The sequence below is a fragment of the Bacillus salipaludis genome, from assembly GCF_030938565.1.
Classification (GTDB): Bacteria; Bacillota; Bacilli; order Bacillales; family Cytobacillaceae; genus Neobacillus; species Neobacillus salipaludis_A.
The window spans coordinates 1,421,266-1,443,754 of the sequence record NZ_JAVGVR010000001.1 but is presented as its reverse complement, the minus strand read 5'-3'; the positions used below and the strand labels follow the sequence as shown (position 1 = coordinate 1,443,754).

Sequence of the window (22,489 nt, the reverse complement as noted above, 5' to 3'; positions counted from 1 at the left end):
CTATTTATTGATTCAAGAAATTAATTGCTCATCTTTTCTATACGATACAGAAGAACCTTTTCGCAGTTGATATAACCAGCGAAAGCAAATTGGAATCATAAATAAACTGATAAAAGTGGAACTAATCATTCCTCCGACAACGACAATTCCAAGCGTTTGCGAGATCACTGAATCTGATCTCGAGGAAAATGCAAGTGGAAGCAGGGTTAAAACCGTTGTGAGTGCTGTTGTTAGGATTGGTCGTACACGAGACAGTGTTCCTTGTAAAATTGATTCATCTAATTTTATCCCACTTGCTAAATTCCTTTCAATTTTATCTACAAGGACAATTCCGTTTGTAACAACAATTCCTGTAAGCATCAAGAGTCCCACTAATGCAGCCAGATTCCATTCCAATCTAAACATAAACATACCAATCACTGAACCGATAAACGCGAATGGAATACAAAGTAATACCGATAGCGGCGCTTTCCATCCTCGGAAAACAGCACTAATGATGATCATTACAAGTAATATGGAGAAGAATAAAGCAAGTGCCATTTCATACATCATTTCATAAACCTGCTGCGGTGCACCTGCGAAAGAATAGTGAATCCCCTCAGGCAACGAAATCCTCTTAAGCGCGTTCTTAACCTCCTTCGTTACCTTTCCAATATCACTGGAAATGATGTTGGCCGTAACAACTGCATAAGGTTTTCCATCCTTCTCTTCGATCACGGATGAACCTGAAGGTATAAGGATTGCAAGCTGATCTAATGTTACTTCTTGTCCGTCCCTAGACTGAAATCTCTCCCCGCCCATCAAAGAAAAAATATCTTTCCCGGTGCTTTTTTGCACATCGGAATGAATCACAATTGGAAATGCAGCTTGGTTAATTGAGATTACTCCTTTTGTTCCTTCCGCGGTATATTGCTGGATTCGAGTTAATACATCGGTCAGTTTAATACCATATTTTTCAATTGCCTTACGATTCAGTGTAACCTCATACTGAGTGATCTGATTATCTGCATCGGCAACACCTTGTACAGACAGCCCCGGTACAAGCTTAAGCTGGTTTCGTATCGTTTGCGCCATTGTTTCCAATGTTTGACTATCCGACCCTGTAAGATTAATTTTTAATTGCGAATCATCGCCGGCAATACTTTGATTTGAAACTGTGTAAATAGCCTTACTAGATAGGGAGTTTAATTGTTTCTGCAGATTCTGCATAAAGGAATTAGCATCAATATCCTGCTTAACTGTTATCGATAAATTTGCAATATTTGGCTTCTGAATCCATCCTCCTCCTGCATCAAAAACATCATCGGACTGAGGTGTAAATGATGAGCCTAATCCAGAAGAGAATGAAGCGACTTTAGGGTTTGCTGCCAATAAAGCTTCCAATCTTTTTACTTCTGCATTAACCTCTGTTAATGTAGTATTTTGCGGCATTTCCACTTGAATTCCCAGTTGACCTGTACGATTAGTCGTTGGTAAAAAATTGACTGGGAGAAAAGCTGCTCCCAGAGATGTGAGCAAAAATAAAGCCAGCGTAATCAGCGCCACTTTCCCCTTTTGTTTGAACATCCATGTAAAAATTTTATGTCCAAATGGTTCTAGATTATCTTTTACGGCAACAGGTTCTCCCCTCCAAAAAAGATGATAAAGAGCCGGAACCACCATGATGGAAACAAACAAGGAAATCACTAATGCAATGACAACCGACCAAGCAAAACCGGAAAATGCCGCACTCACCATGCCGCCAATTAGGGCGATTGGGAGATAAACTGCAGTGGTTGTAGCCGTAGACGAGACAATCGCAGGAATCATTTCGGAAACAGCGCTCGTTAACAAATGAAGGCTATGTTTCTCTTTTGTCTCAAATACTTTTCGGTTCATGTTATCAAGAACGACAATCGAGTCATCGACCACTCTACCCATCGCAACAATAAGTCCTGATACGGTAAGCAGATTAAGACTGATCCCCATTGTTTTTAATAAGCCGGTTGTTGCCAATAAACAGATGGGTAATGAAATAGCGATTAATAGTGTTGAACGTACTTTACGGAAAAATAGATATACGCATATTACCGAGAATAAGCAGCCTAACACCCCTTCTTTTATGAGTCCTTTTAACGATGAATTGATCTGTTCTCCTTGATCAAATTGAATAGCAAGTTGTACATCCTTATTTTTCAATGCCGGAATATCCTTTATTCTGCTTTTAATGCGATTGGATACATCTGTAATATTGGATGAAGGTGTTTTCAAAATGTCTAAAAGGACACTAGGTTTCCCGTCCGTTCTTGAAATCGTCTGCAAATTGACAATCGAATTTGAGATGTCAGCTACAGAAGATAGAGGGACCGTTTTGCCTTCATTTGAATGAATTGGAAGTTGCATCAAGTCTTGCCTCGTCAACCCCCAACCTGAAACTTGGATGGGAATAGAAGTTTGTAGGTTTGACACCTGGCCCTCCAGTTCAGTTGTATAATTTTCTTCAAGTGATTGTTTTATGTCAGCAATAGATATACCTGATTTCTTTAAATCGTCCGTACGAAGATGAACCTCATAGCCTGCCATTCCACCACCGGAAACAAGAACATCTTTAACACCGGGAACAGTTTTTAAGCGATTGACAATATCTTCTTGAATGGATGTTCGGAGTGTATTTTCCGTAATATTGTCAGAAGAACTCATTAGACTTACTCTCATGATTGGAAGAGAGTGGGTACTTAGTCTGGTCACTAACGGTTTTTCAATGCCTGCCGGAAGCGAGGTCCCTTCTAAAGCTCTCGATACCTGTTCCTCAGCATTTTTCATATCAAAATTCATAGGAAAGTTGAGACTGACCAGTGATCCGCCATTAAAAGAATTTGTCTCAATATCTTGCAGGCCGTCCACTACCCGTACCGCCTGTTGGATTGGCTCCGTAATCTTTGCTCTTACTTGCTGTGCTTGGTAATTCTCTGCACGCACTGTGACCATCAAGGTTGGATTATTAATTTCGGGAAGATAATCCCGTTGAATATGTATGGCGGACATCCCACCCCAAACGAGGATTAAGACGATTAAGGTTACAATCAGAACGGCACGTTTTATTGTTTCATCTATAATTCGGCTCATTTTACTTTTCTCCGTGCAAGGCTGCCGGAAAAGTCCCCCCTTTTTTTGACTAAAACTACCAGATTTTTAAAATACAAATTATAACAATAGCTACCCGATTGGGCAGCTATTGTTATATTCGTTTAAATATCACGCCACATTAGTCATTATCAGCAGGTGATGGTGCAAAGCTTTCAGGCTGTTCTGCCACTTCATCCGGTGTGTGAACCTTTTTCTCACCAGGATATGGTTTATCAAATCCTTCTGTCGCGTACCAAACGGAATGGTTCAACATGTTTGCATTCACATCATCCGGTGATGCATGACGTCCAGTTAATTTCTTCTTGTTCTTATTGGACCATTCTGTCCATTTTTTCGAAAGTTCCTTTGCCTCCGGTGTAACCTTATCTGTATTAGCAAGTGCTGCTGTATTAGAATTTGGCGAACCATTTAAGGTATCAAGCGGAATTTGATTTGCTTCGAAATTGTACGGTGTAAAGTCAGGCTTATTGGTAAAAATCTCACTCATCGGTTCTGCAGCCGCATCATTTTGGTTCATGGCAGGAAGCCCGAGAATCTGCTCAATGCTGCGGACCATATTGATGACTGTCCAGTAATGGCTGTCCGTAATGCCTCTTTTTACCCAAGGGCTGATTACATACGCCGGTTCTCGATGGCCATCCACGTGATCTAAACCGTTTTGCGCATCATCCTCAGTAATAAAAATGACGGAATCTTTCCAGTACTTGCTATGGGAGATAAGGTCTACAATTTTACCAACAGCTAAATCATTGTCCGCTACCATGGCTTGCGGTGTGGGGGATCCTGTTGCGTTACCTGAAGTATGGTCATTGGTAATCCATAATGTATTCAATGCCGGTAAATCATCATTTTTAACATGCTTTTCAAACTGCTGCTTAAAAATTTCAAAACGATACTGATCTGGGATGTTCATATCAAAGGTTGGAAAGGTTTTATGCGTAATTGGTCCAAGCGACGGTATATCATAGGTTGCTTGATAGTTTCCAATTGGGACATGCAAGTCGCCTTCTTTTTGGCCAGAAAGCTTTAAGGCATCGTTATACCAATCTGTCCATGTTCCGAATGGTTCTGATCCAACAAAACTGATTGTATCTTCCCCAAAGTTTTCTACGGAAACGCCATGTTTAATCGCTTGGTCCCATAGATGTCCTGTAGGGGCATATGCCATCGGGTCTCCGGCACCGCCTGGGTAGCTTCGGATATTGGCTGTATCGGTCTCTTTATCTTCATAATCGGTATTGGTTCCTTGCATGACCCATTGATGGCCACTGGCGGACTGGATGCCTGAAACATACACATTATCTAAAAGCGGGAAGGTTTCGGCTAATTTATGAAAGTTTGGAGTCACAGCTCTAGGGAATTGTGTTAATGCCGGTTCCCCATTTCCTTTTCCTAAATCCCCGAGGACTTGGTCATAGGTACGGTTTTCTTTTATAATATAGAATACGTGTTTAATAGTAGAAGGCTCGCCCACCCGCTCAGGCATGGCAACTGGTTTCTTGTTATGTCTTGGCTTTGCATTCAGGTCTTTCAAGCCAAACCAATTGTTATTTGCATATACCTGCTTGGTTCCTTTAATGAGGGCCTCTTTTGTTGGGAAAGGAATTAACGAAAGAGAACCAATTTGTGCATAAGAAGAGTGACCTGATACTTTGATTCCTTGAATCGTTAAATCACGCGCTGGACCGCGGGAACCGATTCCGTCTGCATTCGCAACTACTAGATTTTTATTTTCCTGATCAACTGCTAAATCTACCGGGAACCATGCAGTAGGTAATAACCCTTGTAGTTCCGGAGTTTTATCTGGTCCCTGCCAGTCATATACGGCAACCGCATTATCCCGGCCAAGGCTGACCATTAACTTGTTATCGATTACCTTGACTGCATTCGGTGCTGCTCCTTTTGCTGCATCCGGGTATGGTTTAATATCAATAGTTTGGACAACTTTTTTTGATTTCGTATCAATAACAGAAACGGTGTCACTATTCGTATTGGTTACAAATATGTACTGACCCGACTGGGTCATCCGCTCTGGCTGGACGCCGACTTCAATATTTTTTTCTACCGTATTGGTGGCAAGGTCAATGACAGAAACAGTTCCTGTAGTAGTAGCACCTGTTTTCGGGTCAACAACCACTTGTGTTCCGGAGGAATCCACTGTCGTGTCGCTATTCTTTGCAATTCTACCACCCTGGTTGGTAACGTATGCCGTATTTCCATCTACTAAAACACTGGTTGGGGCATTTTCTACCGGAATTTTAGCAGTTAATGTTCCAGTTTGTGGATCTAAAACTCCAAGGCTGTTGTCCCGGTTGAGAGCTACTAGTAACTGGCCTTGCGGTCCCACTGCCAGATCAAGTGGGTTGATATTTCCACCTACAGCCGGCTTTGGAAGATTATAAGTTTTTTTAATTGAAGGATTACCATTTTCATCAATGGACATAACGACAACTTTACCTGTACCACTCTTAGAACCGGTTGCATAAAGCTGGCTTCCGTCTTTGGAATAAGCTAGTCCCCACATAGTAGTAAGGCCGATGGAAAAATCTGTTACGGCCATTTTTCCCGTTGCCAAATCTACAACATTGATACCTTTTCCGCCGTAATTATTTCGACCAACGATTGTTACAGCCGTCTTCCCATTTGGATGAATCGCAACAGAAATTGGGTTCCCGCCAAATTCAATTTGTTTTCCCGCAGGTGTGATCAATTGGTTTACAGGGGTCTGAACAGAACCATCTGCTTGTTCCCCTACAAGATTGCTTCCAAATGCCCCATCCTGTGCAGCATAGACACCTGCAGAACTAAGAAGGAAAGCTCCTAAGGTCAATCCAGCCAGAAGTCTTTTCTTTTTTCTAAACTTCTTTAACATTATCACCACTCCTATCTTTTAATACAAAAATAGATTACTCCTAATTTGTTAATCTCTTATGTAGTTCAAGTAAATTACAAATAAAGAAATTTCATCCTTTTAAACTATTACGATCGGACTAGTTTAGGTCGCTTAAACGAATAAAAAAGAGTAAAAAAGAACCCGATGTCAAAGATCGAGTTCCTGAATGATTGATTTAAAAACTATTTTTTTAAAAAGATGCTTTTTACATCACGATTTTTATTTTGTAAATCTTCTAGTGAAGGAAGACCCGAAATATAACCGACTCCACCCGTACGATTAATTCCGATTTGTTCTTCCATTGCCTTTTCTAAATCGCCTTTATCTACAGCTGTAATCTTCTTGCCATCAATTTCATCACCTGGATGTTGGAAATTGGACATGATATAGGAGAATCCGTTCCGGTTATCCGCTGCAAACAAACCTGTCGATTCAGCCCCGGCAGGAACCGATAGAATTCTCGATAATTCTTTTGTATCAACATTATAGGCCCATACAAAGTTATTCGTATGCATGCCGCTATCTTCTCCGATAAATAAGGTTCTTAATGCTTCGGAATAGCTTAAATTATCCGTATTGGCCACTGAATTTACATCTGCTGTATTCCCGTAAGCATCCGCTGACGGCATATCTTTACCAACGATTAAACCATTCATCGACGCGGCTACATACTTACTTTTAATTTTTTGTCCTTGACTGTCTTTTTGACCGCCTGCCAGATTTAATTGATAAGTTACACCCGATTTAATTTTTGGCAGTTGAATATCATCCGTTGGATCAGCAGCATTGGCCAGCATTCCATTGCTTTGGTCGGAGATTGCGATGTAAACTTTTTTATCCTTTTCGTTTAGTGTGACACCTTCCATTTTGTTAAATTCAGATGTCGCACCAAGCAGTGCTGCATATCGGCGTGATTCTAAAAACGCAGCCGCTTTTTCCATTCCAGGCTTTAACTTTAGGTACTCAGTTTTGCCATAGGAGTATTGTTTAATCGCTTTGAAACCTTCTTTCGGTTCGGCAGATGTTTCGAAAATATCGCTGAATTTAATGCCGCTATCGATAATAGCTTTTACTTCCTTGTCAGATGCATGACCTAACTTGATCCATTCCAAGTTTCCCGAACCGCCGTTTTCATTACCAGTTTGATGGAACTTTGCTGCATAAAGCGTTCCAGCAGAAAGATCTTTTGCTTTATCGGCTACATACATAAACATCGTCGTATAAGAACCATCGTCACCAAAGAACGCTGTCCGTTGATCCGGCATCATTTTCATTAATTCGTGAGAGAAACGGCCGATACTATAATGTTTTTCAACGGATGCATCCCCTTGTTTGTCGACTTTAATTTCGGGTACAAATCCATAGAAGTAAGGATTTGCTTTTGATTTGTCACCAAAATAAAGTTTTGCAAAGCTTTCCGTTTGAGTTCTTGCTGATGAATTTGCATCCATTTCAAAATTTCGAGCATCAGGTTCATATTCTTCTGAACCTAAATGGGTATTCCAAGGAGACAGTGAACCGTTACATGGGATCCAAAGTCCATTTACACTTGAAAAATCAATTTTCTTAACCTCTTTTGGTGTTAATTCCCCTGTTTTCTTACTTTGTTCAAGTGTTGATAAGGACATCGATGCAGGAACCACACCATATGCTGATTTACCTGCAGCATCAATGGTTTGATATTCATAATGGGTCACCATATAAAGTTGTCCATTAATTGGTTTCAATAAACTATTGGAGTCGGGAGCATCTGATACATAGTATGTAGGTTTTCCTTCTACACTGGTATCGATGATTGGATTACCGTTTACATCAATTGGTGTTCCTGCCGGAATTAGCTGCCCTTTATTTATTGCCACTTTATCTTCAGATTTAAAAAGCTTTTTATATGATAGTGGGAATTGCTTCACTTCACCATTGCTATACTTTACTTCAAGCGATGCGTTTGTATAGGTTTGAACCATCTGATCAATTGTCTTCGGTGCATCCATCCCATTAAAACGGACAGAGTCAATCGTCACATGCCCATTGCCTGCTGCGGCTGCAGGTGTTAAAGCTGGAATTGTTAGTGCGAATGCCAGTGCCAATGCTGCCCCTTTTTTATTAAAGCGTTTTTTCTTCATTTTTACTCCCCCTCGTAAAACGATTATTTATATATTCATTTAATAAAATGAATGTAAAGGTAGCATTTTCCCTTTGTAAAGATTTTGCTAACTAATTTTTAAGAGGGTGTAAATTTAAGAACTGAGGCGGTATTATATGGTTTATTGGCGACAATATAACTCCGTTTCCTTTTGGAATTGTCTTCTACCCGGGAAAATTCTCTTTAAATTAGGCTGTTGATTTTAAAAAACGTTGATTGGAGCGGAAGGTGCGAGACTCCTGCGGGAGCAGCGGGACAGATGAGCCTCCTGGAGCGGAAATCAACAACCAAGTTTAACAGAGCTTTATATTAAAAAAGCTGCGAGATTCCATAGTCCCGCAGCATTTATCTATTTCTCGTTTTGTTCATTCAGTTCATCCATCAACTGTTTTGTTCTTTTCGCATTTCCTTCTGCAAAATTTTCGAGGCGTTCTTTCAATTCTTCATCATCATGGACCCGCTCTGCTGCTATCAGATATGTACGCATTAGATCCTCTTCAACCTCAATCGAATGCTCAAGAACTTCTTCAAGTTTTTCCTTTTCTTCGCCCTTATCTCTATTAAATAAATTGGCACACATAGGGAAAACCTCCTTTACAGTTAGAGTTCTCCCTAAGATACCAGGATATTCATCTATAGTTATGGTATTTATCCATAGGGTAATGTCTTAAATAATGATTGCCAAACTGAGTTCACTAGTCTTTTAGTAAATAGCCCGAAGTTTATTTTCGATGGAAAGACCCTCTTTCTTATTCCCAAACACTACTAGATTTTTAAACTCGGCGTAAACTGTCTCCCCTTTTTCAAATGGTCCGATTTCCCGGTATTTATCCGTATTCATTTCTACTTCAAAAGAATCCTCCGAAAAAACTCGCCTTAATTCAATCCGGACAATGGAACCGACGGTATGAATATGCCTAACTTCAGATGGAACGCTGCCTGACTTCGCCACCTTGCTAAGAACAATTTCATGGGGCCTAATGTACCCTATTGCCTCCTCCGTTACCTCCATTTGATTACTGATATTTAATAAGACTTCTCCTCTAAATTCATTCACTCTGCCCAAAAAGCTATAAACAAATGCATTTACAGGATGATAATAGACATCTTCTGGTGAGCCTATTTGTTCAATTCTCCCGTTATTCATAACAACGACCGTGTCAGCCATTTCAAGGGCTTCTTCCTGATCATGCGTGACAAAAATGGTGGTAATGTTGAGTTTTTGATGGATTTCCCTTAACCAATGCCGAAGCTCGAGTCGAACTTTTGCATCTAATGCCCCAAACGGTTCATCCAGCAGAAGAACTTCCGGCTCGACAGCAAGAGATCTTGCTAACGCTATCCTTTGCTTTTGCCCTCCTGAAAGCTGGGATGGATACCGGTCAGCAAACTCCTCAAGCTTAACAAGTTTTAATAGTTCAAAGACCTTTTCCTTTATTTTTGTTTTGGACAAACGTAATTTTCTAGCTCTTACTTTTAGACCAAAGGCTACATTTTCAAAGATGTTCATATGTTCAAACAGGGCATAGTTTTGAAAAACAAACCCCACCTGACGTTCCTTTACGGTTTTATTAGTATAATCAACACCATGAAACAGAACATTTCCTGCATCGATATTCTCTAACCCGGCAATTAACCGAAGAAGAGTGGTTTTTCCTGAACCTGATGGCCCTAATAATGCGACAAAATCTCCAGTTTGCACTTCTAAATTTACATTATTAACTGCTGAAAAAGTACCAAATGATTTAGAAACAGCCTTTATGCTAATCCCCATTTTTTCATCTCCCAATTATACAAAAACATATACTTACCTTTTGGTCTTCCACTCCACGATGCTCTTTAGGACAAGAGTTAACAAGGCAAGAAGTGCCAGTATAGATGCAACCGCAAAAGCAGCAGAAAAGTTATACTCGTTATACAAAATTTCAACCTGGAGTGGGATCGTATTTGTTTCTCCTCTAATATGACCCGAAACGACGGAAACAGCTCCGAACTCCCCCATGGCCCGTGCATTACAAAGAATCACTCCGTAAAGCAATCCCCATTTTATATTTGGCAGGGTGACACGAAAAAACATCTGCCAACCGCTTGCTCCAAGCGTAATAGCTGCCTGCTCTTCTGATATTCCTTGTTCTTGCATGATTGGAATCAATTCCCGAACAACAAATGGGAACGTAACAAAGACAGTAGCGAGAACGATTCCAGGTGTACCAAAGATAATCTTGATATTGTTAGCTTCAAGAAAAGGACCTAATAAGCCTCTAGAACCAAACAACAAGACAAAAACTAAGCCTGCAATCACAGGGGAAACGGCAAAGGGGATATCAATCAGCGTAATGAGGATATTTTTTCCCTTGAAATTGAATTTTGCAATCCCCCAAGCTGCAATCACACCGAAAACGGTATTAACCGGAACAGCAATTACGGCTATGAGCAACGTTAACTTAATCGCGGCCAGTGCATCCGGCTCTATAAGGGATAAAAAGTATAACTGAATCCCTTTTTTCAATCCTTCAGAGAACACGGTCAGCAATGGCAGCAGGATAAATAAACCTAAAAAAACAAGGGCAATTCCGATTAGGAACCATTTTCGTAACTTGGCTGCCCAATCAGCCTGTATTCTTTTTTCATGAACTACTAATTCTTTAACCACCATTTATCATCATCACCTTTAGGTCAGTCGATGTTTTTTTGTTGTTTTCCACTGCCAAAAATTAATTAAGAATAATAGAATAAACGAAAAGACAAGCATGACACTGGCAATGGCCGCTGCGCCTGCATAATTAAATTGCTCCAGTTTCGTAATAATCAACAAGGGAACAATTTCCGTTTTCATCGGCATGTTACCGGAAATGAAGACAACTGATCCATATTCCCCTAATGCCCTTGCAAAGGCAAGGGCAAAACCCGTAAGGATGGCAGGGAAGATAGCAGGAAAGATTATTTTGAAAAAAAGCTGTATAGGATTAGCACCAAGTGATGCAGCTGCCTCCTCATATTGATAATCCAAATCCAGCAATATCGGCTGGACAGATCGGACAACAAATGGCAATCCGATAAAAGTCAGTGCAATCATAATTCCAAGCGGGGTATAGGCAACCTTCATCCCAATCGCAGCAAAATAATGTCCAATCCATCCATTTGGTGCGTAAATAGTCGTAAGAGCAATTCCCGCCACTGCAGTGGGTAAGGCAAATGGCAGGTCAACCGCTGCATCTATAATCCGATGACCAATAAATTCATATCGTACTAGAACCCAGGCAATCAAGGTTCCAAAAACAGCATTTATCAAGGCCGCGATAAAGGATGTATAGATGGTCAGTTTATAGGAAGCTACTACTCTCGCATCTGTTACAGTGTCCCAAAATTCCTTTATACTAAGTGTTGACGCCTTTAAAAAAAGAACCGCGAGTGGAATCAGGATGATTAAGCTTAAATAAATCAACGTATATCCCATAGAAAGACCAAACCCCGGCAATACCTGTTTCTGTTTGAATTTCTTAGCCATGAACATGATCTCCTTTATGGTTTATAGATTTGATCAAAAACCCCGCCATCATCAAAATAGGTTTTTTGTGCCTTTTTCCAACCGCCAAAAAGATCATCAATAGTAAATAGGTTGATTTTCGGAAATTGGGCAGCATACTTTTCAGCAACTTTTTGTGACCGTGGTCGGTAATAATTTTTTGCGGCAATTTCCTGGCCTTCATCTGAATAGAGATAGTCTAAATAAGCCTGTGCCACTTTTTCAGTCCCGTGTTTTTTCGCTACTTTATCTACAACAGAGACAGGTGGTTCTGCTAAAATACTTACGGATGGATTAACGATTTCAAATTTATCCTTCCCTAGTTGATTAATAGCAAGATAGGCCTCATTTTCCCATGCAATCAACACATCACCGATTCCTTTTTCCACAAAGGTAGTGGTTGAACCTCTTGCACCTGAATCCAATACAGGTACGTTTTTATATAGTTTTGCAACAAATTCCTTTGTCTTTTCAGGATTACCGTTGTTTTGCTTTAAGGCATATCCCCATGCAGCCAGGAAATTCCACCTTGCCCCTCCAGAGGTTTTCGGATTAGGCGTAATAACCGAAACGCCTTTTTTCACCAAGTCATTCCAATCCTTTATCCCTTTTGGATTGCCTTTGCGGACAAGAAACACGATGGTGGAGGTATAAGGCGAACTATTGGAGTCTAATCGTTTTTGCCAGTCCGCTGAAATTTTTCCGCTATCCGCAATTGCATCGATATCATATGCTAGCGCTAATGTTACAACGTCTGCCTCAAGGCCATCGATAACAGAACGCGACTGCGCTCCAGAACCGCCATGAGACTGTTTAATGGTTACTTTTTGTCCAGTTTGTTTCTTCCATTGAGCAGCAAAGCTTTTATTGTATTGTTCATAAAGCTCTCGTGTCGGGTCATAGGATACATTTAATAGTTCAATGTCCTTTTTGGCACCTTTTCCATGGTTCTCTTTGGTTGCCGTTTGGTTGGAGCACCCGACAGTCCCTATAAGAAGAAGGAATGTTAATAAAGCAATCCATGTTTTTTTCATGTTCATTTTCTCTCCTTTTAGGCTAAAAAAGCCAATATGTTTTATTACGGGCTTTCTTAAAATAAAAAAGCCCCATTAGTTACGTACATTATCACGTAAAACTAAAGGGCCTTCGGGCGTCCGATCGGCATCATATAATTAATTACCTACTTGTTTACCTGTTATAATCTGTGTGCTTTTTTTGCTTTGCAGCTGAAATCGATATTTTTCTAATCGATCAATTTGGGTGATTTGCGAATCATGGACCGTTATTTGAATAGACCCAAACTCCAATCCTTCTAATAAGCTAACTATTTTTTCCATCACTTCCTGATTAAAACGCCCTTTTACCATCAAAATATCATTCCTCTCTTTTTAATTTGGTCAATCATTGCAGTTCCCCTTTGAAGGTTAAAAAAAAGGGCACTTATCCGATGATGAGATAAGTGTCCTTCAGTTCGTCTGATCGGTCACAGTCTTTGTTTGATTCCAATTCCGATTAATCTTATATGATTACTTTTACATATCTTAATATGGATTTTTTGAAAAATCAATATCCTTTTTAAAATTTTTTCTAAACAAATAATTTTACTTGTTCAACTATTATAACCACATTTTAAACAACCCTTCTGCTATCCCTAAATTATACATGTAATAGATACCGAACACTGTACTGATTACTCCAGTAATTTGTGTAAGAGTTTTATTCAATCTTAATCGTTTGGCACTAAAAATAAACGGAATTCCAAGAATCGTTGTAAAGAAAAGCATACCAAACACAGTCCCAAAGCCAAAGATAACGATATAAACAGCTGCTTCCAAAACACTCTTAACGGTACTCATCGTTAAAAGCACCATTGCACCACTTCCGGCAAGACCATGAACGAGACCAATTACCATGGATTTTATATAGGATAGATTCCTTTGTTGGTTCCCATGTTTATTACGAGTATCACTATCATGTTCATGTTGATGAACGTGTATCTTTTTTAATGAAGTGATAGTCGATATACCAAGATAAACAAGCATTATACCTACCAAGAATTCAAATGACATAGCCCATTTTTCTGGTATTCGGCCTTTCAAAATCAGTAATATAATTCCAACTATTAATAATGTTGCAGTATGACCGATTCCCCAAAACACTCCAGCCAGAGAAGAACGGAATAACTTTTTACTTTGACTAGCAATAGTAGATACAGCTATGACATGATCCGGTTCAATTGCATGTTTAATTCCTAACACAAATCCTAATGCTAGAATGGATAAAAAGCTTACATCCATTTCGATACCTCCTAAAAATCATAAATAAACCATAAAACAAGGCATTACTAAGAGCAATGCCTTGTTTCCCTATTATTTCCTATTAAAATTGTAAGTTTATAAGCTGTTCCCGCTAAAGCAGATATAAAATTAGCATATATTACATCGGAAAGAAATAGCCTTCTTCATCAAACTTCATTTCATGTGGATTCTCTAATACCTCGATGTTTCCTTTGTCTTTCAACTCATTAAAAATTACTTCAGATACAAATAACTCCCCAATATGAAGAGTATTTGGGATCCTTACAATTCTTGCCTCTTCCCAAGCAATTCCCCAGTTAGCCCTTAGTGCAGCTTTTAGTGCTTCCTGGTCATTATCAAGGACAATTGGAATGCTTGCCCGTGCTAAAAATGTACTTGTTACAACATTTTCGTTCATTACTTTTAAATCGATACTTTCAAATAAACGCTTTGTTGTTAAATCAGCTAAGCCAATTCCCAGCGCATTGCCGTGGCTGACCTCACTTAAATTGGAGGCAATGACATATTTGATAGTTGGTTTTTTCGGCTCTTCTACGCCCAATACACGGATACGGCCGATGATGTTTGTATCCATACCAGTTCCGCTGTAGTTTTTGCCGATTTCATCGACGACCAAAATATCCATATCATCGACTGGAAGGCACGGCATTAAAGCAAATGCTTTTTTCAATAATTCTCTTTCGCGGTCTTCAATTTGATCTGGTTCGATGGCTTCAATGATGGCGGTTTCCTCATGAGCGTTTTCCACAATGGCAATACCAAATAAGGTGTTGGAATTCTTAATCGCCACTTTCCCTACTTCAGGCATCATTTCGCTGATTCCCTTAATGCCGTAAGTATGTAAAGCTAAGGCTTGTTTGTGCTTACCCATACCAATGGAAGCCATTTTTAAGACGCCGCTTTCAATTTTATTTTTAAAATCTGTATGCGGCTTCACACGGCCCATTACGATGATGCCATCTGCATTATAAGCAATCTTATCAACATAAACAGGGATCCCCTCCGACGTGATGCCAACTTCAACGACGTCCATGGAGGAACGAATTTCGCAGCCAGTATATTCTTCCGTTACACCCAAACTTTCCACCATTTCTTTTTGCCCTTCGGCTGTAGCGCCGCCGTGGCTTCCCATTGCCGGAATGATAAATGGAGTTGCGCCTCTCTTCTTAATTTCAACGGCAACACTTTTCACGATTAAAGGGATATTGTTAATCCCTCGGCTACCAACGGTTATGGCAATCTCCATGCCAGGCTTGATTTTTTCATCGGCATTGACAAGTTGAAATTGCTCTGAAATCGTTCCAGGGATATCCGTTAAACTTTCCACTTGAAATTTTTGTCTTATTTTTGCTATTTTCGGAAAAGACATCGTACTACTCCCCTTTCAAAAAATAAAAACTCTTACATACAAATGCAGCAAGAGATCATTTTAATAGAGACCTCTTGCTTGAAAACAAACATTCATTTTATTTTTCCAATTTCTCAGGAGCCAATTCAATCGCCATACGGATTGCTTCTTTTAACGATTGCTCATCCGCAATATTTTTTCCAGCAATATCAAAAGCAGTTCCGTGGTCTACGCTTGTACGGATTGTTGGTAGACCGACTGTGATATTTACTCCTGCTTCAAGACCTAATACCTTAATTGGTCCATGGCCCTGGTCATGATATTGTGCGACAACAATATCAAAATCGCCGCGTCTGGCTCTGAAGAATAATGTATCAGCCGGAAGCGGTCCTTGTACATTAATGCCTTCAGCTTGTGCTTTTTCGACGGCCGGAATAATCTTTTCTTCCTCTTCGCCATGTCCAAATAAGCCATTTTCGCCGGCATGAGGATTGATTCCGCAAACGGCAATGCGCGGAGATTGAATTCCTGCTTTTTTCAATGTTTCATGAGCAAGTTTGATAACAGTATATTGACGGTCAACATTAATTTTATTAATCGCGTCAAGAAGTCCAATATGGGTTGTAACATGAATGACGCGCAGTCCGGGCGCTGACAGCATCATCGCGAATTCTTTTGTATTGGTCAATTCCGCCAAGATTTCAGTGTGACCAGGGTACATATGGCCGGCTTTGTGAAGCGCTTCTTTATTTAAAGGAGCAGTACAAATGCCGTGAATTCTTTGTTCATTCGCAAAAGAAATAGACTTTTCTAAGTATCGAAATGCCGCATTTCCAGCATCAGCAGAAACTTGACCCCATGGTAAATCTTCTGATACCAAATCTAAATCGATAATATCGATTGTACCGTATTCGAACTTGGCATCTTCAGGATTTGAAATGGTGTTTAATTGAAGGCCAATATTTGTAACCCCTAAAGCTCTTTTTAAAATTTTTAGATCGCCAACTACAAATGGACGGCAATTTTCGTAGATGTTTTTGTCATTTAATGACTTAACGATAATTTCCGGTCCGACACCTGAGGGGTCTCCCATTGTTATTGCAATAATTGGTTTATTTGCTGCCATCTTTGTTTCCTCCTGTTATCACATCTTATTTCACCAAGCATATATCGAATGACAAATCAAAGGTTCCATATGACATATGTTTGGGATGTTCCTAGTTAATACTATTTCTTCAGCCAATATAATGTTTAGCTGCATACATAAGAAGTATCAGTATGGCGCCAATCGCAGTTTTTAACATGAGCATTTACATCCGTAATGGTCTGTAAAGCTTTGGCAAGGGCCTGGTCCGTTCCAAAGGCACCCGCTTTTGTCACAATCGGCATACCGTCATAGGTCCCTCCGAATAATTTCCCATAAGGAATACCGGCTTCCACCTCACCAATGACGCGAATTCCTTCACCGTTCAATACCTTACAGGCGGCTCCTGCGATATCTCCGCCTGTTAAAACCGCCCCGCAAATAGGCCTACTTTCAATCAATTCGCCAGCGATAACGCCCATCGATTCAGCAATGGTGTAACCTACATCAAAGTTCGATAATCGAAGTTTCTTCTGCAGGTCCTTCACCCGATTGATGGCCTCGCGCTCGCGATTGGTCGTGATCACTAAATCGCTTTTTCCAAGCAATGCTTGGCCAGCTTTCACAATCCGTTCAATTTCACACTTTCTCCTGTCCTTATAAAAGAATTCTTCCGGAGAAATGACAATTTCCTCGACTTGAAATTTGTCTCTTAGGACTTGAATTTGCCGGTCAATAACAGGATTCACACTGCCCGCTACGACAAGCACTGGAAGCCGTTGACCCGACTGTTGATGATGCAATGGGCTTTCACGCTGGCCAGTGTTAAACAGATGATAAGCAATTCCGGCTGAACCTACCCAAAGGAAATTCTCTTCTAAAAATTCCGCAGCCTCTACTATCATTTTTAGTTCTTCATCAGTCGTAGCATCAACGATGATAATTTTTGAAATGTCTCCTGAGGATAGCTCATTTATTTTTTCTGATAAATGGCTTTTTCCTTTTCGCACATCCGAAATGGAAATTAATGCGACTTCCCGATTACTTTGCTCTTGCAGCAACTTGGGCAGGTAGCTTTCTGTTACCGGGCAGACAGGATCCTGTGCAATGGGTGTTTCCTCTAAAAGGACACCATTCACATAATGATTTCCATTTATGGTCACTCGATTGCTATTTGGAAAAGCCGGAACCACAAACGAGGTTTTTAACTTAAATGCATCCATGACGGCATCAATTTCCGGACCAATATTCCCCCGCATAGTAGAATCAATCTTCTTGAAGACTTTTGAAACAGACAATTTATTCAATTGTGCGGCTAAATTAAAAACCGCTTCATAAGCCTTCTCAGACGTTAAGGCACGGCTATCAGAATTTAAGACAATCACATCTGCACCTAAATGTGCCGGCTGTAATTGCGTCTCGGAAAATAGCACTGCCGTGTTTAATCCTTGTTTAGCAAATTGGACGCCCGTATCATTGGCACCTGTTAAATCGTCTGCTATAACCGCTAGTTTCACCTGCATCCCGCCCCCCTTTTATGCTATTTCTAGTTTGTCTTGTATCGAGTTCTATTATTTTCATCCGATTTAAATCGCCTATTCTTATTGGTATGATAAATTCTGCAACACACCAATTTTTTATCTTAAAACGCTTTCAGTAATATTAATATTAAAACAAAATGTTGCATTTGGCAATACATATAGAAAAAATACTACAAGAAGTTTTTTTGTGTTTCTTTTTGCATCATTTAAGTGCATAAAAAAACGCAAGCTGTTATTTTAGCTTGCGCCACAGTGTGGAACGGTTAATACCTAGACGTTTGGCTGCTTTTGATTGGTTTAGCCCTTCCTCTTCCAAAACTTTGGTAATGACTTGTTTTTCGATTTCTTCTAATGTGCCGGATAAATCGATAGGAGTTAATGCTTCATCCTTTTTCTCAGGCTGCTCACATTTTGCTAAAACCGCCGCCACATCTTCTTTTTCAATATAATAAGAACTTGTTTGTTTAAACAATTGTTCGATTACTTGCTTTAGCTGCTCCACATTGCCCGGCCAATCATAACAGGCAAGCTCGTCCAAAGCATCATTGCGAATTCCGACGATAGCATTCCCATATTTCGGATGAAGATCAGATATAAAAACATGAACTAAATCCTCTATATCCTCCCGGCGCTCCCGAAGTGGCGGGATGTAAATTTTTTGTTGACCCAGTGTATAGTACAGGTCACGATCAAACGTGCCAGTTTTGACCTTTTCTTCCATATTGTTCCCGGATGACACTAGCCACTTTACTTTTGTATGATGGCCATTCTTGACGAAGTGGTATAGCTCTTTTTGCATATCCTCGCTCAATTGGTCAATGTTTTTTAAATAAATGACTCCATGAGCATATTTTTCAAAAAAGTCATTCATGAAGTCCTTCAGCTGCTCTGACCTTAAAATATCACCATGGAGCACAATAAATGGGGCGTACGCGTTATTCCTTTTCACATAAATCGTGTGGGCTGCTAATTGCTTTCCATTACCCTTTTCGCCTGAAATCCACACAGTTTCATCGTTTGCACAGTATTGATCAATTTGTTTTAACACCTTCTGAATCGGCTCGCTTTTTCCGGAAAAAAGGACATACGTAGCAGACGTATGGAATTCGATGGCATTTTTCGTTTTTCTCTCCCCATCCTGCACGGCAGCTTGGTTCGGAATATTTTTTTCGAAAAATAAAGCAATCGCACCATTTTGCGGACAAGCAGTGATATTCCAAAATGACTGATTAATGTGAATGGCTCTTGTTTGCTTTTCCTTCATTAACGCCGTTTCTTGAATCAGCTTTTTTATATCGTTGGAATTTTCAACAATCATCCAATGAAATTCGCGATTGAAACGTTCATTCCCGTAAACGAGTTTCTCCTCTCTGTTAAAAACACCGATTGGTTGTTCGTTACCATCGAGAATGGATTGAAATAATGAAACGTCCTGCTGCAGCTGCGAGAAGATGCGATGGGATCTTTTCGCTTCTTCCAATGCTTCCATAATCGCTTCCTTGCCGGAAGTGATCAGCACGCCCGTCAGTCCCAACTGCTTGGCAGCTTGTACCGTGACCACGTCACCGATAATCACTTCATAGCCATCCTTCTTTAAATTCGTTAAAATTTCTTTAACCTCAGTATCTTTTGAAATCGTTAGTGTTTTAATATCCAAATCAAGAATCTTACAGATTGTTGCAGCACCTTGGGTAATATTCGAAAATCCAACAATCGCTGATTTTCGAGAAAACCCTTTTACAAGAGTGATGATACGTAAAACATCATAGCCGGTCACCTGAATGTCAATCACGGGTATCGATACGGCCTCCTGAATCAAGGACGCTGTACCACCGCGGCTGATGATGACATGGTAGCCATTATTTTCGGCTTCCTTTGCAACAGCGACACCTTCATACAGGTTCCCTAATTCAATATCAAGTTGGAAATCTTTCACTTCCTGCTGTATCTCTTTCATCATTTCGTATAGCCCCTCATACGGGACAATAACCAACGCTTTAATCATATCCCCTCACCTACTAAATATCCTCTATTTTTTTATTTTCCATCAAGGACTCACCTTTAATAAAGCTTGGTGTTAGCACTTTATTCATGCTGCCGCTCACATAGCCTTGAAGATCAAGTGTGACATATTTATAGCCGAAACGCTGCAAATTTTCTTGGATTTCTTGATGGTTTGCTAAAATTAACTGCATATCTTGAGGTTCCACTTCAATCCTGGCAATCTCTTCATGAGTCCGGACGCGCACTTGTCGAATCCCTAGTAATTTCAGATAAGCCTCGGACTTTTCTACCTTAGTTAATTTTTCCTTGGTAATTCTTTCACCATAGGCAATACGGGATGATAGGCAGGCAAAGGATGGTTTTTCCCAAGTAGGCAGGTTTAATTGCTTTGAAAGCTCACGAATCTCTTCTTTAAAAAGATTCGCCTCCTGAAGCGGCCCGCGCACGCCATGCTCTCTCGCTGCGCGGACGCCAGGACGATGTTCACTCATGTCATCGGCAATTAAACCATAGACCACGTTTTGAAATCCCTTCTGGTGCATAATCGGTACGATTTCTTCGAACAACCCATTTTTACAAAAATAGCAGCGGTTTCGGTCATTTTCTGCGTAGCCAGGGATATCAAGTTCGGAGGTTTCAATCACTTTATGTGTGGCGCCAATCAGTTTGGCAAGCTTTTTCGCTTCTTCTAGTTCACTTGAAGGGTATGTTTCCGAATCAGCCGTCACTGCCAAAACGTTTTCAACACCTAAAACATCAACTGCTACTTTTAATAAAAACGTACTGTCGACACCGCCAGAAAAAGCAACGACCACATTGCCCATCTCATTTAAGATATCTTTCAAACGCTCGTATTTCTCGTTCATGCAGATTTCCACCTATCTATATTTTTCATATATATTTTATTGATCCAAAACAAGCTGTTTAAAAAACGTTTTTATTCTTTGCATTTTGCAACACATTTTAATTATAAGCAAATTTCTTCTAAAGTAAAAGAAATTACTAAAGCGATTTCAAGAATATATTTTTAATAAAAAAAGGGCCATTTCATAGAATCTCTATAAAACGGCCCCCTTCTGTTTTTTATAAGAACATATCTAATATTAAAGTAAATACTAATCCGCATACACCAACGATTGTGGAAAGAACTGTATAGGTTCCGAATGCTTCCTTCAAACTCATACCTAGCGATTCCTTAACCATCCAGAATCCTGCGTCGTTAACGTGTGATGCGATGGCACTGCCTGCACCTGTTGCAAGTGCAACTAGCTCTAAGTTAACATCAGGCATAGTAGCAAGCAATGGAAGCACTAAACCAGGAGTTGTTAAGGTTGCAACAGTTCCGGATCCCAGACAGACACGCAGTAAAGCTGCCACAATCCAAGCAAACAGAACCGGTGACATATGAGAACCTTCGAATAATTTAGCAACATAATCACCAACGCCGCCATCAACAATAACCTGCTTTAAGGCACCGCCGCCGCCGATAATTAATAGCAGCATTCCCAATGCATTTACTGCTGAACCACAGGAATCCATCAACGTCTTCATTGGAGTTCTTCTGCGCAATCCCATTGTGTAAATGGCGAATAAAACAGAAAGAATCATAGCCGTGTCAGAGTTTGTGATAAAGCGAATAATTGTGATGAACGTATTTTCTTTAAATCCTACCATATCGACAACGGCACCAATAGCCATTAAGATAACTGGGAATAAAGCTGTAAATACGCTGATTCCAAATCCAGGTGTTTCTTCTAATTTAAAAGATTTTGCAACACCAAAAGAGGCACTGCCCTCTCTAGTGAATGCTGTTGGGACAATTTTTTGAGCAATCTTTGGATACCAAATGCCAGCAATGATAACAGTTGGAATTGCAACAATGATTCCATAAAGTAACATTAATCCAACATTTGCATGATACTCTGCTGCAACTGCGATAGGGCCTGGATGCGGTGGCAAGAACGCATGTGCCACAAGAGCAGCGGTAACCATCGGAAGACCTAATTTTACAATAGAAACTTTTAATTCCTTTGCGATAGAGAAGATAATTGGAATTAATAATACAATCGTAACTTCAAGGAATAAAGCGATACCACAAATGAACGAAGCAATTAATACAGCCCATTGGATTCGTTTTTCCCCAAATCGGTTGATTAGCGTAGTCGCAATACGATTTGCACCACCGGAATCAGCGATTAATCGGCCAAGCATTGCCCCAAGACCAAATATGATTCCAATATGACCAAGTGTTCCGCCTAAACCGGTTTCAATTGATTTAACAACATCCTTCATTGGAATTCCCAATAATAAGGCAACGATAAATGAAACAATAATCAAGGATACAAATGTGTTCAATTTAAAGCGCATAATTAAAATAAGTAATAATAGTACCCCTATTGCAATTATTACTAAAGGCATAATTGATTCCCCCCAACTTCCTTGTTTAATTTTTAATATAAAAATGCTGATAATTGCTATTACACATGACGTATGGATGGTCTTTACA

General features: G+C 40.0%; 16 protein-coding genes. All 16 read right to left on the bottom strand.

Features of this window, described 5'->3' with window-relative positions:
* Positions 1-12 precede the first annotated feature (12 nt).
* Positions 13-3,105: an efflux RND transporter permease subunit gene (locus RCG21_RS06985; RefSeq protein WP_133337425.1), complete on the bottom strand. Its 3,093-nt coding sequence runs from the start codon at positions 3,103-3,105 to the stop codon at positions 13-15.
* 139 nt (positions 3,106-3,244) lie between these two features.
* Positions 3,245-5,998, bottom strand: a complete 2,754-nt coding sequence (locus RCG21_RS06980; protein WP_308913024.1) for a bifunctional YncE family protein/alkaline phosphatase family protein — start codon at positions 5,996-5,998, stop codon at positions 3,245-3,247.
* Between the two features lie 203 nt (positions 5,999-6,201).
* Positions 6,202-8,142, bottom strand: a complete 1,941-nt coding sequence (locus RCG21_RS06975) for a PhoX family protein (protein ID WP_133337429.1) — start codon at positions 8,140-8,142, stop codon at positions 6,202-6,204.
* A gap of 369 nt (positions 8,143-8,511) precedes the next feature.
* Entirely contained in the window at positions 8,512-8,742 is a 231-nt protein-coding gene (locus RCG21_RS06970) for a hypothetical protein (RefSeq protein WP_133337431.1), read from the bottom strand.
* A 123-nt stretch (positions 8,743-8,865) separates the two neighbouring features.
* Positions 8,866-9,936: a sulfate/molybdate ABC transporter ATP-binding protein gene (locus RCG21_RS06965; protein ID WP_133337433.1), complete on the bottom strand. Its 1,071-nt coding sequence runs from the start codon at positions 9,934-9,936 to the stop codon at positions 8,866-8,868.
* Between the two features lie 33 nt (positions 9,937-9,969).
* Positions 9,970-10,818, bottom strand: coding sequence for a sulfate ABC transporter permease subunit CysW (gene cysW / locus RCG21_RS06960; RefSeq protein ID WP_133337435.1), 849 nt, complete (start codon positions 10,816-10,818; stop codon positions 9,970-9,972).
* Between the two features lie 15 nt (positions 10,819-10,833).
* Positions 10,834-11,670 (bottom strand): sulfate ABC transporter permease subunit CysT, encoded by an 837-nt coding sequence (gene cysT, locus RCG21_RS06955; protein WP_133337437.1) that lies wholly within the window; start codon positions 11,668-11,670, stop codon positions 10,834-10,836.
* Between the two features lie 14 nt (positions 11,671-11,684).
* Complete coding sequence (locus tag RCG21_RS06950; RefSeq protein WP_372512594.1) at positions 11,685-12,722, bottom strand: sulfate ABC transporter substrate-binding protein; 1,038 nt, start codon at positions 12,720-12,722, stop codon at positions 11,685-11,687.
* A gap of 138 nt (positions 12,723-12,860) precedes the next feature.
* Entirely contained in the window at positions 12,861-13,055 is a 195-nt protein-coding gene (locus tag RCG21_RS06945) for a YezD family protein (protein ID WP_133337627.1), read from the bottom strand.
* A gap of 249 nt (positions 13,056-13,304) precedes the next feature.
* On the bottom strand, positions 13,305-13,985 hold the full coding sequence (locus tag RCG21_RS06940; RefSeq protein ID WP_133337441.1) for an urease accessory protein UreH domain-containing protein: 681 nt from the start codon (positions 13,983-13,985) through the stop codon (positions 13,305-13,307).
* 139 nt (positions 13,986-14,124) lie between these two features.
* Positions 14,125-15,375 (bottom strand): nickel pincer cofactor-dependent isomerase, group 22, encoded by a 1,251-nt coding sequence (locus RCG21_RS06935; RefSeq protein ID WP_133337443.1) that lies wholly within the window; start codon positions 15,373-15,375, stop codon positions 14,125-14,127.
* 97 nt (positions 15,376-15,472) lie between these two features.
* Positions 15,473-16,480 carry a 4-hydroxythreonine-4-phosphate dehydrogenase PdxA gene (pdxA, locus tag RCG21_RS06930; protein ID WP_133337445.1) on the bottom strand — a complete coding sequence of 336 codons (1,008 nt, stop codon included), beginning with the start codon at positions 16,478-16,480 and terminating at the stop codon, positions 15,473-15,475.
* Between the two features lie 125 nt (positions 16,481-16,605).
* Positions 16,606-17,961, bottom strand: coding sequence for a four-carbon acid sugar kinase family protein (locus RCG21_RS06925; protein ID WP_235824886.1), 1,356 nt, complete (start codon positions 17,959-17,961; stop codon positions 16,606-16,608).
* A 250-nt stretch (positions 17,962-18,211) separates the two neighbouring features.
* The gene (locus tag RCG21_RS06920) at positions 18,212-19,984 is read right to left on the bottom strand and encodes a PrpR N-terminal domain-containing protein (protein WP_133337447.1); all 1,773 of its coding nucleotides are present in this window, start codon (positions 19,982-19,984) and stop codon (positions 18,212-18,214) included.
* 13 nt (positions 19,985-19,997) lie between these two features.
* Entirely contained in the window at positions 19,998-20,849 is an 852-nt protein-coding gene (larE, locus tag RCG21_RS06915) for an ATP-dependent sacrificial sulfur transferase LarE (protein WP_133337449.1), read from the bottom strand.
* Positions 20,850-21,066: 217 nt separating this feature from the next.
* Positions 21,067-22,401: a gluconate:H+ symporter gene (locus RCG21_RS06910; RefSeq protein WP_133337451.1), complete on the bottom strand. Its 1,335-nt coding sequence runs from the start codon at positions 22,399-22,401 to the stop codon at positions 21,067-21,069.
* Between the last annotated feature and the right edge of the window lie 88 nt (positions 22,402-22,489).

Bases quoted from the DNA above. Each gene is read 5' to 3' on its own strand.
- RCG21_RS06985 (WP_133337425.1), bottom strand. From the start codon at position 3,105: ATGAGCCGAATTATAGATGAAACAATAAAACGTGCCGTTCTGATTGTA.
- RCG21_RS06980 (WP_308913024.1), bottom strand. From the start codon at position 5,998: ATGTTAAAGAAGTTTAGAAAAAAGAAAAGACTTCTGGCTGGATTGACC.
- RCG21_RS06975 (WP_133337429.1), bottom strand. From the start codon at position 8,142: ATGAAGAAAAAACGCTTTAATAAAAAAGGGGCAGCATTGGCACTGGCA.
- RCG21_RS06970 (WP_133337431.1), bottom strand. From the start codon at position 8,742: ATGTGTGCCAATTTATTTAATAGAGATAAGGGCGAAGAAAAGGAAAAA.
- RCG21_RS06965 (WP_133337433.1), bottom strand. From the start codon at position 9,936: ATGGGGATTAGCATAAAGGCTGTTTCTAAATCATTTGGTACTTTTTCA.
- cysW (WP_133337435.1), bottom strand. From the start codon at position 10,818: ATGGTGGTTAAAGAATTAGTAGTTCATGAAAAAAGAATACAGGCTGAT.
- cysT (WP_133337437.1), bottom strand. From the start codon at position 11,670: ATGGCTAAGAAATTCAAACAGAAACAGGTATTGCCGGGGTTTGGTCTT.
- RCG21_RS06950 (WP_372512594.1), bottom strand. From the start codon at position 12,722: ATGAAAAAAACATGGATTGCTTTATTAACATTCCTTCTTCTTATAGGG.
- RCG21_RS06945 (WP_133337627.1), bottom strand. From the start codon at position 13,055: ATGGTAAAAGGGCGTTTTAATCAGGAAGTGATGGAAAAAATAGTTAGC.
- RCG21_RS06940 (WP_133337441.1), bottom strand. From the start codon at position 13,985: ATGGATGTAAGCTTTTTATCCATTCTAGCATTAGGATTTGTGTTAGGA.
- RCG21_RS06935 (WP_133337443.1), bottom strand. From the start codon at position 15,375: ATGTCTTTTCCGAAAATAGCAAAAATAAGACAAAAATTTCAAGTGGAA.
- pdxA (WP_133337445.1), bottom strand. From the start codon at position 16,480: ATGGCAGCAAATAAACCAATTATTGCAATAACAATGGGAGACCCCTCA.
- RCG21_RS06925 (WP_235824886.1), bottom strand. From the start codon at position 17,961: ATGCAGGTGAAACTAGCGGTTATAGCAGACGATTTAACAGGTGCCAAT.
- RCG21_RS06920 (WP_133337447.1), bottom strand. From the start codon at position 19,984: ATGATTAAAGCGTTGGTTATTGTCCCGTATGAGGGGCTATACGAAATG.
- larE (WP_133337449.1), bottom strand. From the start codon at position 20,849: ATGAACGAGAAATACGAGCGTTTGAAAGATATCTTAAATGAGATGGGC.
- RCG21_RS06910 (WP_133337451.1), bottom strand. From the start codon at position 22,401: ATGCCTTTAGTAATAATTGCAATAGGGGTACTATTATTACTTATTTTA.